General features: G+C 55.5%; 10 protein-coding genes. 6 read left to right on the top strand and 4 right to left on the bottom strand.

Annotated features, from left to right (window positions below):
- Positions 1-583 precede the first annotated feature (583 nt).
- From FF011L_RS05695 to FF011L_RS05685, 3 genes are all read right to left on the bottom strand, one after another.
- Complete coding sequence (locus FF011L_RS05695) at positions 584-2,179, bottom strand: serine hydrolase (RefSeq protein WP_218933032.1); 1,596 nt, start codon at positions 2,177-2,179, stop codon at positions 584-586.
- 292 nt (positions 2,180-2,471) lie between these two features.
- The gene (locus FF011L_RS05690; RefSeq protein WP_145350709.1) at positions 2,472-3,173 is read right to left on the bottom strand and encodes a transposase; all 702 of its coding nucleotides are present in this window, start codon (positions 3,171-3,173) and stop codon (positions 2,472-2,474) included.
- A gap of 101 nt (positions 3,174-3,274) precedes the next feature.
- On the bottom strand, positions 3,275-4,753 hold the full coding sequence (locus FF011L_RS05685) for a sulfatase (RefSeq protein WP_218933031.1): 1,479 nt from the start codon (positions 4,751-4,753) through the stop codon (positions 3,275-3,277).
- 202 nt (positions 4,754-4,955) lie between these two features.
- On the opposite strand from FF011L_RS05685, the gene FF011L_RS05680 reads away from it, so the two are divergent.
- A complete protein-coding gene (locus tag FF011L_RS05680; protein ID WP_145350708.1) occupies positions 4,956-6,515 on the top strand; it encodes a family 16 glycoside hydrolase in 1,560 nt (519 codons plus the stop codon).
- A 267-nt stretch (positions 6,516-6,782) separates the two neighbouring features.
- Here the strand turns inward: FF011L_RS05680 and FF011L_RS05675 are convergent, their stop codons facing one another.
- The gene (locus FF011L_RS05675; RefSeq protein WP_145350707.1) at positions 6,783-8,372 is read right to left on the bottom strand and encodes an arylsulfatase; all 1,590 of its coding nucleotides are present in this window, start codon (positions 8,370-8,372) and stop codon (positions 6,783-6,785) included.
- Positions 8,373-8,958: 586 nt separating this feature from the next.
- Between FF011L_RS05675 and FF011L_RS05670 the strand changes: the two genes are divergently transcribed.
- The 5 genes from FF011L_RS05670 (at position 8,959) to FF011L_RS05650 (ending at position 17,107) form a co-directional block, all read left to right on the top strand.
- Positions 8,959-9,660, top strand: a complete 702-nt coding sequence (locus FF011L_RS05670; protein WP_246109764.1) for a platelet-activating factor acetylhydrolase IB subunit — start codon at positions 8,959-8,961, stop codon at positions 9,658-9,660.
- Between the two features lie 465 nt (positions 9,661-10,125).
- Entirely contained in the window at positions 10,126-12,657 is a 2,532-nt protein-coding gene (locus FF011L_RS05665) for a hypothetical protein (protein WP_145350705.1), read from the top strand.
- A complete protein-coding gene (locus FF011L_RS05660) occupies positions 12,654-13,652 on the top strand; it encodes an ABC transporter ATP-binding protein (protein ID WP_145350704.1) in 999 nt (332 codons plus the stop codon). Before FF011L_RS05665 ends, FF011L_RS05660 begins: the two co-directional genes overlap by 4 nt.
- Before the next feature lie 30 nt (positions 13,653-13,682).
- Positions 13,683-15,338 carry an ABC transporter permease gene (locus FF011L_RS05655; RefSeq protein ID WP_145350703.1) on the top strand — a complete coding sequence of 552 codons (1,656 nt, stop codon included), beginning with the start codon at positions 13,683-13,685 and terminating at the stop codon, positions 15,336-15,338.
- Positions 15,335-17,107, top strand: a complete 1,773-nt coding sequence (locus FF011L_RS05650) for a HEAT repeat domain-containing protein (protein ID WP_145350702.1) — start codon at positions 15,335-15,337, stop codon at positions 17,105-17,107. Before FF011L_RS05655 ends, FF011L_RS05650 begins: the two co-directional genes overlap by 4 nt.

Below are 17,107 nucleotides of genomic sequence, written 5' to 3'. Positions count from 1 at the left end.
GGGACGCAAGTCCCAGGAACATGCCCCCTAGCACCTTAAAAGTCGCGAACGCGACGGCATGAGGTTGCGTGCAAGACAGATAAACCGGTCAAATCAAAGAGGCCTGACCCCTTTGATGCCTTGACCCCTTTGATGCCTCTGTAGGACTCTTTCATTCACAACCGGTTTCTTGCGGCGTTTTCTTTGCCCCCTTTGATCGGTTGCCAGGAGGCGCACGATCACTCTTTGGTCACGCGAACAAAACCCTGACTTTCAGCCTTTACGATAGCCCTCTCCATGGCTTCATCGGTGAACTCAAAAATCCAACTGTCAATGCCTTCTCCGGACAGGCAAGCACTTCCGTCATCGAAACAATTGACTTCACAGGTTGCTTTTCGACCGTCGACCTGCTTTTCAAAGACTATTCTAGATGGGGTACGACTCATCGTGAATACATTACTCGGGCATGTGGATCGTAATGCGTGGTGGAAAACGCACGTACAATCAAAGGGGTCAGGGCGTTTTTGGACCTTGGGTATTCAATCCTTGGGCGTTCCCCAAGGCTGTAATGCTGCGTCCTTTCAGGGCAAAAAATGCGACTTGGTCAGTCTTGTCGGGTCCAGGTACCGAGGCCGGTCATGTCGTAAAATTCCGCTGTCGCCGAGACCGATTGTCCGTCCTTGACGTCAAAAGTGATCCCTGTCGGCCCGACCGAATTCTCACCGGGCGGAGTGAAGAGGAAGGTGTCACCGTCATGGGGAGTCAAGTCGAACGTCATCGATTTAGGCCCGAGCGTCATCACCAGGATCCCGGTCGAGTCATCGACGGTCATGGGACCGTAGTAGTCGTTGTCGTACGTGCCGGCGTAGGTCAACAATGGCGATGGTGGAATCGGGTCGGCAACGCTCGCGGTCCAGTCGGTCGGGGTGTCCGATTCGTAGAGTTCCGCGAACCGGCCCATGTACCCGCCGAGCCAATCTCGCGCGACTTCGCCGTCGACGATCAGGTCGAGTATTGTCTCCGACGTCGCCTCTGCGAGCCCAACAGGCTGGCCGTTGGTGAGCGTCACCACCCCAAGACGCTGTCCCGGGATCATGGAGAAGTTCGTCCCGGTCCCGAGCAGAAATGCTCCTGAATGAGACCAAGTGGTATATCCATCGTCACGGACGCTGATCCCCATACCGAGTCCGTACAGGTTCGTGTGGGCACTCGGATTGTTCGGTGGACCGCTAATGCTGTGCGGCGTCTGCATGGTGAGCAGTGCCGTCGGGTCGATGATTCGTTGGCCGTTGAGTTCACCGCCAGCAAGTTGCAGGCGTAGCCACTGGCCGAGATCGTTGGCAGTCGACGACACGCCCCCGGCGGGCGACTGCGCGTCGGGATCACGCTGGTTCGTCGTCACGATCCAGTTGCCGTGGATGTCGCGTTGGTGCGGTACCGCCCGGTCGTCCGCGGCGAGGTAATCGTCGAACCGGGCCGACGAGTTGCTCATCTGGGCGGGGGCGAACAACTTGTCCTCCATCAATTCGTCCCATCGGGTTTCTGCAGCGACAGCGGCGGCCTCGGCGGCGGCGGTTAGCCCAAAGTTGGTATAAAGGTGCTGGCCGCGGAACGGAGAGAGTGGCTGACGAAAGAGTCGCGTCAAAACCTGCTGGCGGTCGAAGCCGAGATCTTCGAGTAGGTCCCCCGCGTGCGCGGGCAAGCCGCTACGATGAGTAAAGAGGTCGGCATAGGTGACGCGCTGAGTGACATAGGAGTCCGAAAGCACGAAGCCCGGGAAGTTCTCAACAATCGGGTCGTTCCAGGCGATTGTGCCGTCGCCGACGACCCCGGCAACTACCGTGGCGCTCAGCGCCTTCGACAACGAGGCAATCTGAAAGACCGTGTCCGGTCCGACCAGGTCGTCGCTGCCGAGTTTGCGCACGCCAAAGCCTGCGGAGTAAACAACCTCGTCGTCGAACACGATGGCGACCGCCAAACCGGGCACACCGCTTTTCTGACGCATCGCCTCCACACGTTCGGGAATGAGTCGAAGGGCCGCGTCGACATCCGCTCGGCTGACGCTTTGGGGCGGATTGCCCGGCGGGCTGGTGGCTGCCTGATCCGTTGATGAACCGCGATCCGCAGCATCGGACGATCCTGAAGAAGCGGCCACGATGAGGGTAAACGCCACGCCGTACAAGGCAAGCCGTCGAGCCATTCGACGGATTCCGACCACCGACATCAATCCTCTCTCGCAAAGAACCGGTGACGCACAGAAAAAATCAGTCATGGGCGAACTTAAAACCGTGGCTAATAAGGGGAAACCGCACCGGAACTCGAAGCGTACAGCAACCAAGGTGCGTTCAAAAATCCATTTTGCAGGAGACAAGAGTACTCAACACTAGCATTCAAATAGCGTCGGAGTGAGCTGGGACCATCCATTTCCAACTAGAAATATGGCAACATCACTAGCTGCGTCTCTCACTTGAAGCAGGGTGCGATCAAAGGGGTCAGGCCTTTTTGTTCTGAGATTGCTTGGGAAAACGGACTCTTGGCCGGCCTCGAGGGCGCATTGTTGATTCGAGTTTGAGCCGTCTGGCAATGGTATTTACCCAGCCTTCATCGCCCAGCGGTCTTCCTCGCTGCGCTGACAAACGAACCGCATCGAGCTCGGATTGCGTAAGCGGCTCGTTGACTCGATCGACCCAGTTGGGAAGCCGCGAAATCGGCCATGGGGAAAGCAGCTTCGGCTCCACCGGAGGTTTCTGCAACCAATGCCAGAGAGATCCCCATCGCCAATCCTCGGCCCGAACGACCATTTCAGCTCGCAAAGCGTTGCGTTCAACGTATCGACAAACAACAAAAAAGTGATCGTCATCCTGGATGGGAAAGCTTTTGTAACGCTGCTGGTACAAGTGTCCCTGACCACTGGTGTGGTAATGCGAATGATAACGCATTGTGTGCGTACCACCGACCCAGCCCATGAACCGACTCATTTCTCCATCCACAAGCGGCCGAAGCACGAGATGGTAGTGGTTCGGCATCAGCTGGAAGCAATAAAGTTCGATTTGATGAATCGCTAAGGCCTCATGCAGGATCTTCTCGAAGGCAACATAATCAAGCTCCTTCTTAAAGATCGGCAATCGCATGTTTGCGCGGTTCAGGACGTGATACAACCCGCCCGCTTCGTCAGCTCGTGGTGATCTTGGCATCGATGCATCCTAAGAAAAACCAATCAACAATCAAAGAGGCCTGACCCCTTTGATGCCTCATGTCGCGGGAGGTTCGCCTACGTGGGACTATGCCGAAAAGTTTACTTCCGGTCGGGGTGGGTTCCCCATTCGTAACGTTTGCTTGGATCGAAGTCCGGATTTGGCACCGGATTTTGTGCGTTCGTGTCACTTTGCCACTTCGCCAGGGCCTTTTTCATTTCAGCGGTTTTTTCTGCGTAACTGAATTTCAGGTCGGTCATTTCGTTGACGTCATATTTCAGGTTAAACAGTTCGAATTCTCCCGACACCAGATTCTGCACAATCTTCCAGTCCCCTTTCCTCAATGCCGACATCGGTTGCTCGTGGTGGAAGACCGGATAGTGAGTAAACAGCTCGCGTTCCGTGTCGAACTTGTTTTTGGTCAACGCGGGAAGCATGGAGAAGCCATCGAGGACTTGTTTCTCGGGTGCTTTCCCTTGGACCAAATCCAAAAACGTGGGATAGAAATCGACACTCGACACAATCGCCTCGGAGGTGGCACCTGAAGCTACTTTCCCAGGCCAACGCACAATTAACGGCACTCGGATGCCCCCTTCATAGAGCGTCCCCTTTCCTGCGCGTAACGGTGTGTTTGATGTAGCGATATATGTCAGGGGATGTCCTTCTGGATAAGCCGCTTTCCCCTTGCCGGTCAACAATGGAACGTTGTCGAAGCGATTGTCTACTCCGCCGTTGTCAGAATAGAAAATGAAAATGGTATTGTCTGTCAGTCCCAATTCATCGGTCGCTTGCATCATGTCGCCAACGCTATTGTCCACGTGCTCGATCATCGCGGCATAGACGGCGTTGCCAGGATAGTCGGGGGTCTTTTTCTTATCCAAATACTTATCGATCAGGTCTTTGTCAGCATCCAACTGCACATGCACGTCGTAGTGAGAGAGAAAGAGAAAGAATGGCTGGTCCTTGTTTTCCTTCATGAAGTCAATGCTCATTTCCGTCAGTTGGTTGCTCAGACGCTTGTCGCCACCGGCATCGTATGGGGGTACAAATTTGGGCGCATAGAATCCGCCGCCTGCATACATGTGTGCGAATTCGTAGCCACGGGTGTTCGGTAAATTTTCACGGCCGTTATTGAGGTGCCATTTCCCGAAATATCCAGTCTTGTACCCGGCACTTTGCATCACATCGCCAAGGGTCACAATATCTTCCGGCAAGTGCTGGGTCCTGTGCTTGGGGGCAATCACTTTTTCGAAGGGACGCCAGTGTCCCGGGATAAAATCAAAGATCCCGACCCGAGCGGGATATTGCCCCGACTGGATACTCGCCCGCGTCGCCGAACAGACGGGGGCGGCGTAAGCGTTGTGAAACACGGTTCCTTGTACGGCCAAGCGATCAATATTGGGTGTCTCGTTAAAACGATTGCCGTACGCTGGCAAATCGCGTCCCCCAAGATCATCCGCCATGACCAGGACAATATTCGGCCTTGCCGGTTTGTTTTGCGAATCTGCCGACACCGCCGGGATTGCCGCTCCCACCAGCAAGAACGCTGTAATGATTGTTGTCCGTTTTCTCATTTTCATAGCTTTCACCATAGTTTTGTGTTTCTCCTGATCTTAATCCCTTTTCGTGATCGCTGAAATCATCGATTCTGATTCACTCGATCCGGGCAAAGAAAAGCCAAAGTCCTCAAAACGTTCGTTCTCCCGTGGGTTCAAAGGGAAAGTTTCAGTTACAATTCTTCCTCTTCGTATGATTTCATAAAAATTGCATAGGCCCCGAAACATGACCCGCAATTTTGCATCGTTGGCGATGGTGATCGCCGTCATTCTCTCGCCCCTGATTACCTGTGCCGCGGAGCCCGACCTCAATCCCCCCGAAGGGTTCCGGGCGATTTTCAATGCGCAGGACCTCTCCGGATGGTACGGTTTGAACCCACACCTGGTAACCAAGTTGAGCGGTGAGAAGAAGGAGGCGAGCCTGAAGGCTCAGCGGGAGGAGTTCTCCCAGCACTGGCGTATTGAAAACGGTGAATTGGTCAACAATGGGCATGGCCCCTATGCCACCAGTGAAGAAGAGTTCGGTGACATCGAATTCCTCATTGAATACAAGACGATCGCCAAAGCGGATAGCGGGATCTATTTGCGTGGCATACCGCAGGTTCAAATTTGGGACTGGCATCAAACCTTCGATCCTAAAAGGCCGACCCGGAAACCTCACCTCGGTTCAGGAGCATTATTTAACAACACGCCAGGCAATTCAGGGCGTGACCCGCTGGTGTTCGCCGACAATCCGTTGGGCGAATGGAATCAAGTGCGAATCCGCCAAGTCAGTGACCGCACCTGGGTCTGGTTGAACGATTGCTTGGTGGTCGACGGCGCCGTGATGGAGAACTATTGGGATCGCGACCAGTCGCTCCCAGCAACCGGACCGATCATGTTACAAACCCATGGTGGCGAGATTCGCTGGCGAAATCTTTTTGTGCGTGACATCCCAGCGGACGAAGCGGACGAGATATTGCAGGCCTCAGAAGAAAAGAAGTCCGATCTATCGAATTCGTTGACGCTACACGCCTCCTTTGACCAAGGATTGGATGCAGATTTCTCGCGAGGAGATCGAACGTGTTACGTGCGGGCAGGAAAACAGCTGCACCGCGCCAAACCCACGGAGGAGGGCAAAATTGAGTCAGAGTCAGGACGCTACGGCGGATCGCTTCATTTTACAAAGAAGGGCCGGTTCCAACCGATTTTCACCAACTCAGGGGTACTGGACTACAACGGCAAAGAGTGGAACTCAACCGTGTCGGCTTGGTTGAGACTCGATCCCGACAAAGACCTTGAGCCGGGGTATTGTGATCCGATCCAAATCGTCGGAGACAGCGGCGACAAGGGTTTCATTTTTTTGGAGTTCTCCAAAGACGAAACGCCACGCTATTTCCGTTATGCGATTCGTCCTCTGTCCTCGATTTGGAATCCGAACAATGTTTCTTGGGCCGATATCCCCTTCGATGAGCGTCCGATGGTACAAGTGGAAAAACCGTCGTTCTCGCGCGAATCGTGGACGCACGTGGTCTTTACACTCGAGAACATCAACAACCGAAACGCCAAGCCATCGGGACGTTTATATCTTAATGGCAAGTTGATGGGGTCCATCGAAGACTGGGACTTGACGTTTGACTGGGACCCAGCCTCTGTGTTGATGGTTCTGGGGGCCTCGTACGTGGGGCACATGGACGACTTAGCCGTCTTTGACCGTGTGCTTAACGGCGAGGAAGTGGAACATCTCTATGGATTAGAAGAGGGCGTCAAAGAGCTCTACGCTCCCAAAACGATGCAAGCCAAATAGGTTGTTTGGAACGTTCACGGGGAGGCTGACCTTGAGTGCTGGGCGAGTTCGATTTTCGCGCTCAGCCACGTCGTCGGTCCGGCCTTCCACACCGGTGCGACAACATATCTCTGGTGCTTCAGCCATCGCGGCACAGATCGAAGTAAAGTCCTCATGCATTGCACGGGAAAGCCCTTGATCGCATCGCTGTAAGGCATGAGAGACTTGAGCTTCGGCGGGATCAATAACTTCGTAACGAGGTGTGCAATCCACGTCGGTGTCATTTCATCATCGAGCTTCTACACGTTGACGCCACTGGTGAAACCGATCGGCAAGCCCTCGCGTTCGCTCCGGCTGCTGCTCGGCCAAGTCAACGGTCTCCGTGCCGTCGGCTTCGAGATCAAAGAGTTGCCATGCGCCCCCACTCCTTGGCTGGACGGCTTTCCATCGCCCCATGCGGACGACGTGGTGCTTCGGCACACTCCAACAAAGCACCTCATGCCCGTCGCGGTCATGCCCCTGGAGGATCGGCAGTAGGCTCTTTCCTTCCATCGGCAAAAGCCTGCGGTCGTTAAACTCCGTGGGATACTTTACGTCTGCGACGTCCAGGCACGTCGCCATGATATCGATCACATGCCCCACCTGATTCGTAACCTCTCCGCGACTGCGAATCTCCCCAGGCCAGCGGGCGACCAGCGGGGTGCAAATGCCGCCTTCGTAGCCGGTCTGTTTAGTCCCACGCAAGGGCGTGTTGCTGAGGTTGGCCCACGCCAATCCGTAGGCGGCAAAGGTATCGTGCGGACCGGGCGGATTGCCTGGACCGCTGCCTGGGCGGATTGGCTCCCCGTCCTTTCGCCAGCGATCGTTCCGCGTCTTGGGCGTGAACCCAAAGCCGCCGGTCGTTGGATTCAGTCCGCCGTCCGGAGCGGCCCCGTTGTCCGAGAGGAACATCACCAGAGTGTTGTCGGCTTGACCAGAGTTCTGGATTATCTGCAGAAGCTCTCCCAGGCCGCGGTCGATCGCCTCCACTTGAGCGGCGTACGCCGCCATGCGTTCGGCTTGCCAATCCTTGTTCGTGTCTGCAGACCAATCGTGAATGTTTGCCGGCCGAGGGGACATTTCCCAGTTAGCAGGGATGACCCCCAACTCGCGTTGCTTCCGGAGACGTCGTTGCCGCCATTGGTCCCAGCCAGATTCCCGGTACTGCTGCCGATAGGCCGCGATGTCCGTTTCGCGAGCATGCAATGGCCAGTGCGGAGCGATGTGCGACACGTAGAGGAAGAAGGGCTGGGATTGCCCGACCGCCTCATCGAGAAATTGAACCGCGAATTCGTTGATCGCGTCCGTAAGATAGAAATCCGAAGGGAGTTTCCAGTGATCGCGGTCGAGTCGGAAAGGATTCTTCGCGACCTGGTGGAAGTAACTGATCTTTGCCTGACACATGGGACCGAAAAAACGATCGAACCCCCGATCGACTGCCAAGTCACGACCCTGCCATTTCCCGACCATCATCGTACGGTATCCGCCGGCCTGCAGCAGTTCCGCGATTGTGGCGCACTTGTCAAAGTTCTTGGGCTCATTCCAACGATCGCCCCGATGGCCAACCTGCTGGCAGTAGAGGCCCGTAAGCAGGGATGCCCGCGTCGGTCCGCAAATCGCATTGTTATAGAACTGAGTGAATCGCATCCCGTCTCGGGCCAGCGAGTCGATTTGCGGCGTGCGGATCTCTCCACCGTAGCACCCCACATCGGACCACCCCAGATCGTCAGCCATCACGAGGACGATGTTGGGCCTTCGTGTGGAAGCCTCTTCTGCGGAAGAGGCGACGTCTAAACACGCTAGCCCGAGGGCAAAAGCCATTAACAATCGGAACTTCATAACGCTTGCCCTTCTTCCTAATCAACGATCCTGAGCAGAAACCAGAAAAGCACATTCTAACCAGATGCCCTAGCCAGATGTCGGGGTGATTCCAGTCAGTGTGCGCGAAATCGAGTGGCGAAACCGGTGCGGAAAATAAACGGGTCTTCCCAACGCTTACGGTACGCGGAGGCGGAAAAGGGGTCAGGAGCCTATTCGGAGGGCTGGGTAAACTTTTTCGTTCGCACCCGCTTTGAAGACACTGGATTCTAAGGGGAAACTGCGCGTCATGGGCTTCCCCAAAATGCGGTTCCTCGAACGGTTGGTTCCGCGCTTTGCAGAATAAATTTTGCAGCCATCCTTTCTTACTGATGGCTCAACTGACTCCCGTTTGATCATCGCAAACCGGCTATTTGGCCAACGAAATCAAACAAATCGGCCCCTGCCCGTTTTCTTACTGCGGCCAGTTCCCGCCTCAAAGAAGAACGTAAGCGGGCCCGGCCGCCCCGCTGGGCGCCTCGGTCAATTATCATAGGTCTCTGTTTGCCCCTTCCTGTTTAACCTCACTTGGGAACCTACCACGATGCCTCTCCGTTTTCGATCTGTAATGAATTCGTTTCTTCTGGTTGCTTTGATTGCAGTCAGCGCCTCGGCACAGGACGTCGCCACTGCCCCTGATACCGTCAAACCTGTACCGCGAGCGGGCGGATGGATGAACCGCCACCAGTCGATGAACGACCGAGTCAAAAAAGGCGATGTCGATCTGGTGTTCATCGGCGACTCGATTACCCAAGGCTGGGAGGGCAATGGCAAAAACGTTTGGAAGACATTCTATGGAGACCGCAACGCCGTCAACCTAGGCATCGGTGGCGATCGGACTCAGCACGTGATCTGGCGGTTGGACAACGGCAACCTAGAGGGCATTTCGCCCAAGGCTGCCGTGATCATGATCGGTACCAACAACTCAGGAAGCAATTCGCCGGAAGAGATCGCCGAAGGCGTTGAAGTCATCGTCAAACAGCTTCGAGAAAAAACGCCAGAAACCAAAATTCTTGTGCTGGCGACCTTCCCACGCGGACCCAATCCCGCCGATGCCAAACGCCAGGTAAACGAAAAGAGCAATGCCATCGTTGAGAAACTGGCGGACGGCGAGCACGTGTTCTATTTAGACATTGGCGACAAATTTTTAGATGACGACGGCAACCTGTCGCGAGACATCATGCCCGACCTATTGCACCTGAGCGAGCCAGGCTACACGATTTGGGCCGAATCGATCGAACCGTCGTTGACTAAACTGCTGGGCAAGTAATCCTTTTCCACAGTACGGTACGGCGGTCGCGTGCGACCGCCAGTCACTTTCTTTGACATACCGCTCATTCATTTTGTTCGCGGCAGAAGGGAAGAGAACAAGTATTGGTTCTGAATTGGTCTCAGGCTTCACTCTCCCCTGAGACGTGAAATTTATAACTGGCGATGCGAACGAAAGGCGACTCTTGAAAATTGGTTTCTGGGCAGGAGGGCTCGCGCCCTTCCGCTAAGAATTTGAGTTCGCGATCACCTCTCAGCGGAAGCATGCCGGGGCCAAGGATTCATCACCTATCGATTTCACGTCCCGAGGGGAGAGTGAAGTGAGTGAGGCACTCACGCCGCAAAACTTATCCACCACTAAAAGAATCGACGTCCCGAGCTAGGAACGACCTTGATGATTTGCTGTGGGCTTCTTGGGACGATATGCTGGCCGATCAATTCCGCGTTCCTCGCATAGATCATCTATTTGTTCGGTCCCGTCGTCATGAAGCCACCGTCGCTGCTCTTTTTGTTGGTCGGGTTAGCGATTTGGACAGGACCTGCAATCGGTTGGGCTGAGGACGCTGACGGCGATGCCAAAAACCTGCCCCCTATTTTTGTATCATCCGTGGGCGGACCGACCGGGCTGAAAGCCTATGCGTCAGGAGAGTGGGGCGAGGTGTCTGTGGTCGTGGGCAATCGCACGCAGGAACCGCAGGTCGTGCAAGCGACAGTCCAAATCAAAGGGTCGGAAGAGTTACGATTCTCGCGAGACGTATTGGTGCCCGCGCGATCCGTTCGACACTCCACCATCCCAATTCGCCTGCCAGAACAACTGCCGCCGAACGCACAACTGGAAATATTGGGACACGTCGCTGCGGACGCTCGTATTCCCAAAGCGGAATTTGATGGCATCGTGAGGCTGGTGTCCCCGAGCGACACAGCCTACATCCAAGATCATCCGATTTCGTTGGAGCCCAGCGAACCTCATTTGGATTTTGCGTATGAAGCGGCCCTCGCGCTACGCGCGGCAAACGGTCTGGATCGCAGGATGATGCTCTGCAGCGAACGCATGTTGCCTTCGTCGTACGAGGGTTGGGATGCGGTCGGCAGCGTCATCCTTTCCGGCAACCGCTTGGCCGAAAATCCCGCCGCTCGGCAAGCATTGCGAGAATGGCTCAGCAAAGGCGGATGCATGTGGATTCAGGCCGACAAGACGTCGATCGATACGATCCGCCTGCTGTTGGGATCGGCCGTTTCTATCGAACAGGTCGACCAAGTGGCGATACACGATTTTGCCATCCAACATGCAAGTAAAGACTTCCAAGGCGATCCCACAGAGGTACTGCTGGAACAGCCCGTACAGTTCAAACGGGTGATCGCGGAGGGCGTCGAGGTGATTTATCAGATCGATGGTTGGCCCGCGCTGATGAAAGCCAAGGTGGGGTTGGGAGAAGTTTATTTCAGCATGCTCGAAGGGCGAGGCTTGATTCGTCCCCGTCGCAGTGAGGACCCGCCAGCCAAGAACCAACAGTTTCATGCCGATTACATAGGCTTGGAGCCATTGCGTGAAGTGGCAATTGGCATGCGACCGCGTGAGATTCCGGAGGTCGTCCCCGTAGACGTCCGTGCAGCTTATGTAACGGAGAGGATTGGTTACAAAATCCCGTCACGAGGGTTCGTGGTCGGTGTACTGCTGGGCTTCTGCGGTTTAATCGGGGTTGCCGGAGTCGGCTTGAGTTATGCGGGTTGGCGTGAGCATCTACTTTGGGTCACATTGGCGACTGCCGGATTAGCCACTGCCACGGTGGTCGCCATGGGAGTGGCCAGTCACCACGCTGTGCCAGCAACCGCGTCCTCATTTCAAGTCGTGGAAGTCTTGCCGGAAATGGACGAGATTGCCACGACGGGCAGTATCGCCAGCTACCAGCCGAAACTGGCCGCCGCCAATATGTCGTCCAATGGATCGACCCGACTGGACCCGCAGTCGCCACGGTTGGCTGGAAAGATTCGCAACATTGTTTGGACCGATACCAATCGTTGGCGATGGGACAAAACCATAATGCCAACGGGTGTGCAGCTGTTTCAATTTGATCGCTATCAAACGCTGTCCCAGCCCGTCACCGCAACCGCCGCTTTTGGACCGCAGGGTTTGACCGGCGTGGTCAACGCGGACGCCTTGCGAGGCACCGGCCGGACAGAACCGGTGCGATTAGTCGATGGCGTGTTGGTGTTTCCACGATCCCAGCCTTTAGCCGCCAACCTGACGCCCGAAGGAAACTTTTCTGCGGGCATCGATGACCTATTGCCACCGAATGAATTCTTCAGTTCAACCTTCGTCGATTCGACGCAGCGACAAAGACGGGCGATCTACCAAGCCTGGTACGACAGCTACCAAGCTCGACTGGATTCGACCAGCTATTTGATCGGCTGGACGGAATCGCTTGGTAGCGGGCTGATCTGGGACGAGGATGTTAACGTGATCGGCGGGGCGTTGGTTGCGATCCCGCTGACCATTCAACGCACCGCTCCAGGAACAAACATCAGCCTGCCCGGATCAACGCTTCAGGTCCAATCGGTAGTGTCGAAATCCGGCCGCTCCAACACGTTCGAAAATGCCACCTCTCGTTGGATATTTCCGTATGGGAGAAGCGCCCGAAACAGGCTGCGTTTTCAATTGCCTGCGGAAGCCTTGCCGCTACGAGTGGACTCGGCCAGTTTGTTTCTCGATTGCAGTATCCCTTCGCGAACATTGACCATCGAAGTCATCGAAGGCGAGCAACGCCGAACGATCGTCGAGCGGGCAAATCAATCTGGAAAACTGACGTTTGATCTGGCCGGACCGACTCCTCTAAAACTTGATCCGGAAGGCGGCCTGACGATTGAATTCACGATCGGTGAATCGCCGCCGACGGACGACAAAGCACAACAAGCCAGCAACACTTGGTCGATTCGAACGATGCGTTTGGATGTTTCCGGAACCACAATGCAATCTGCGGAAGTTGAGCCCCAACGATGAGTGAACTTCAACCCATTGTTGAAATTCAAAACCTGACCAAACGTTACGGCGACTTCGTAGCGATCGACGACCTCAGCCTGACCGTTCACCGCGGACAGATTTTGGGATTTATCGGCCCCAATGGCGCAGGTAAAACCACGACCATCAAAATTCTGGTGGGACTGGCTAAGCCGACTTCGGGTACGGCCCGTATCGCTGGCGTGGATTGTGCCAAGCAGTCATCAACCATTAAGCGGCTGGTTGGCTATATGCCCGATGGGTTTGGCGCCTACGACAACATGCGGGTCCGCGAATACCTCGACTTCTTCGGAGCTGCGTTTGGGATTCCACGTCGCCAACGCCAACGCCGGATTGCCGAAGTACTTGAGATCACGTCCAGCACCTATATGCAGGATCGCTTCGTGGAAAGCCTCAGCCATGGCATGCAACAACGGGTTGGGATTGCCCGTACGCTACTGCATGATCCCGAGGTTCTGATTTTTGACGAACCGGCAAATGGGCTGGATCCACAAGCGCGTATCGAAATGAGAGAACTGTTGCTGCACTTGGCCGCCTGCGACAAAACGTTGATCGTGACCAGTCATATCTTGCCCGAATTGTCTCGAATTTGTGATCAGGTGGCGATCCTGACGCACGGACGGTTGCGAGCTGCAGGATCGCTTGAGCAAATCATGCATGACCTAAGCCAGCGGCGAATGATCGAAATCCAGTTGCTTGCCGGTGAACCGCCTGATCAAGCCAAGCAAGTGTTACAAACAATCTTGCAAGCCGATGAACCGGTGACCGTTTCGCAAGCCGAATCGATGGTGCGATTTGAGACTCTGCGAAGCGACGATGCGCTCAGCGAAGTGCTGGGCAAATTGATTCAAGCGGGCGTAAAAATTGCTCAGTTCCGCGAACTCCAAGCAGATTTGGAAGACGCCTTTTTATCGGTCATTCGACAAACCGAGGAATCGCAAGAATCTCCACTCCCTGCGTCCACTCCATCCCGCTAGACGTTCCTCGAACGGTTTTTGAAATTTCAGATGCTTCCGATCATTCGACGAGAATTTGTTGCCATTCTGAGGACCCGTCGGGCCGCGATCATTCAGTGGCTACTGGCGGTTTGCTACACGGCCATCATCGTGGTCCGTTGGCCCAGTGACGCGCGTGCGGACCTTTCGGGCGCAAATTCGCAGAACGTGTTCGGCTTGTTCGCTTACGGTTTATTGGCCGTCGTGGTGTTGATGACGCCGATCTTCCCTGCCACCTCGATCGTCATGGAACGACGGACAGGGACGCTGGCTTTGCTGCTTAATTCACCGCTCAAAACCCCAGCCATCTACCTTGGCAAACTACTGGGGGTGCTGGGATTTGTAGTGCTAATGATCGCCATCTCGCTACCGTCGGCCGCCGCCTGTTACGCGATGGGCGGCGTTGACCTCCAAGATCAACTGGTAACGTTGTACGGTCTCTTGCTGGTTGTCGCCGTGCAGTACGTAGCGGTTGGGTTACTGGTCAGCAGTTATGCGGCAAGCGCCGATTCCGCTGTGCGACTGACCTATGGCTGCGTGCTAGGATTGTCCCTTATCACGCTGGGGCCGTACTTTTTGTTCCAGTCCGATCCGGGGCTGGTTTCCTCGACGGTCGCCTGGGTTCGCTGTCTATCACCGATTCCGGCTGTCATGCAAATCGCTGGCCAGGGGGATATCGGTTCGCTGGAAAAGATGCAGGGCTGGAGTGCGCTCGGTCGCTATGTTGTGCTGGCGATGGTCTCCTCATTGGGGATGTCGATGTGGACGGTATATCGCTTGCATTTTCGTTGCATGGACCGCAGTCGCAGTCAGGGGATGGTCACCGATGACAAGAGTCTAGGGATTCGGGCGATCCGTCGTGTCGCTTTCTTGGTCGACCCCAGTCGCCGCAGTGGCAGCATCGGAAATTGGAGTAACCCGGTGATGATCAAAGAGTTCCGCTCACGACGTTTCGGGCGGTCCCACTGGATGATTCGGCTGGTGATGGTCTGTGCTGTGCTTTCGCTGTTGATCGCGTTCTCAGTGACCGCCGGCACGGTCAGGCTGGAACTGGAAGCCGTGGGAGGGCCGCTAGTGATGCTGCAAGTGGGACTGCTGGTAATGTTCTTGCCCAGCTTGGCAGCGGGCTTGATCAGCAGCGAACGGGAAAGCGGTGCTTGGCCATTGCTCCGCAGTACGCCCCTATCAGGCGGAGCGATCGTGCGGGGAAAATTGCTGAGCGTGTTTTGGACCATGCTTTTGCTAATCGCCTCCACAATCCCCGGCTATCTGGTGATGCTATACATCCAGCCCACGGTCTGGGTGCAAGTCGCCCAAGGGTTTGTCTGTTTGATCCTGGCGGGGTTGTTGGCGCTGATGATCAGTGCAACGGCCGGCAGTATTTTCAGGCGTACCGCCGCGGCCACCACGGCTGCCTATATCTGTGTGCTCACACTTTTTGGTGGTTCGCTGCTGGTATGGCTGGCTCGCGATGCACCGTTTGGATTTAAAACGGTTGAAAACGTATTGATCCTAAACCCCATGGCTGCCGCATTGAGTGTTTTTCGCATTCCCGGGTTCGCTGCTTACCATCTGCTACCGTACTCCTGGTACGTGTCCGCGGCATTAATCGTTGCCATGTATTTTGCCATGCGTCTGCAAGTCCAACGTTTGACAAGGCCCGAATGAAAGTTACTGTATCCCGAGTGATGGCGTGGCTGACTTGGGCAACCATCTGGATGTGCTTGGCGCTGCCGTGCCGTGCCGCGGACGATCAATCCTCAAACGATCCGATCGTTTCCCCTCGCTATCTTGAACAACCGAAGATTGAATTAAAAAAGCCTCAAATCCGCTGGTCGCCAGACTTACAAAACAGTTGGATGCAATCTCTGTTACTAGATGAAATCGACCTTAAACGTGAAGCCTCCGACGCGTTAACGCTAGCCCAATCGCTGGGCATGCAGGCATTGCCTGAATTCCGTGACGTGCTGTGGCAAATCATCGACGATGACAACACTCCAGTCAGTTGTCGCGTGTCGGCCGCTCAAGCCTACATCGCAATGGGGAAACCTCCAGCGAACGACGAACTATCAGCGGCCGTTGTCCGCTGGCCAACTGCGTTGGCAATCGTGCTGGAGCCCGCGTTGGCAGCGTGGGATAGCCACTTGATGCGAGACATTTGGCTGCAACGCGTGCAATCCGACCAAGCAGATCCGGCATTGCTACGAGTGGCGGTGGAAGCGTTGGGCACGGTTCGTGACCCCGCGTCCGAAACGGCGCTGACAGCACTGCTACAGTCTTCCCATCAGCCCTTCAGTTTAAGAATGGTCGCGGCACGATCCTTATCGAGGTTGCCCGGACCCCACCGAGTCGATCTGGCTCGAGCGATGCTAGACGCCCCCTTGTCCGCTCCGATGCAATGGCTGTTGGGAGTGCAGTTGCTGGGCGAAGAACAGTCCGACGAAGCGATTCAATTGCTGGAACGCTTTGCGGATCTGGATGCTCCAGCGGTCGCGGGCGAAGCTTTACGCCAATTACTGCAAGTGGCCCCGCAGAAAGTGATCGCCAGAGCAAAGCAGAACATCGACGATCGCGACGCGAATATTCGGGCGGTGACGGTCGACGCGTTGATAACGACAGGCACACTCGCAAACATTGAATTACTAGCTCGAGCGTTACAAGACCCTGTGTTAACGACTCGCCGCACCGCCCGCGATGGGCTGCTTCAGTTCGCCAGCGAAGAAGCCCTGACGCCAGAAGTTGTACAAAAAGCCACAACCGTGCTAGACAGCAACGATTGGCGCGGTATCGAGCAGGCTCTGATCCTGCTAACAAAATTACAACAACGCGATGCACGGCAGCGACTGTTTCAGCTGCTTGAGCACGATCGCGGTGAAGTCATGGAGACGGCCGCGTGGAGCATTAAGGAGTTAGCACAGCCAGACTGGAGTGAACAAAGTTTGGCAGCGTTGCGGAAACATTTGCAAAACCTTACCGACGCCCCCACGGCAGCCAAATTGGATGCGTTGATACACTTGGTGGAAACCATGGGGGTGCTGCGAATGCCGGAATCCTTAGAGTTGCTGCGGACATTTGTTCCCAAAAATTCGCCGTTTTCGCCTTCGGTTCGCGGTGCAGCGGTGTGGGCAATTGGTGAAATTTTGCAGGGTCAGCCCAATGCGGATGTAGTATCCGAATTGCAGTCACGCCTGAACGACAACAGCCCCACCCTGCCAGAGAGCGAAATCGTTCGCGGCATGGCGGCCGTCTCTTTGGGGAAAATGCAGTCCAAGGCCTCGTTGCAGCATCTAATCAGATGGAGGGACTCGGAGCAGCTAAATTCGTTTATCGGCCGACGCTCGGCCTGGGCGATTTTCAAGATAACCGGCGACCCGATCGGCAAAGCCCGCACGCCCACCACCAACCTCCGAGGCTGGTCTGTGCAACCACTCAAGTGA

It is taken from the genome of Roseimaritima multifibrata (assembly GCF_007741495.1).
Lineage (GTDB): Bacteria > Planctomycetota > Planctomycetia > Pirellulales > Pirellulaceae > Roseimaritima > Roseimaritima multifibrata.
The sequence above is the reverse complement of the archived record's forward strand: the minus strand, read 5'-3'. Positions and strand labels throughout refer to the sequence as shown.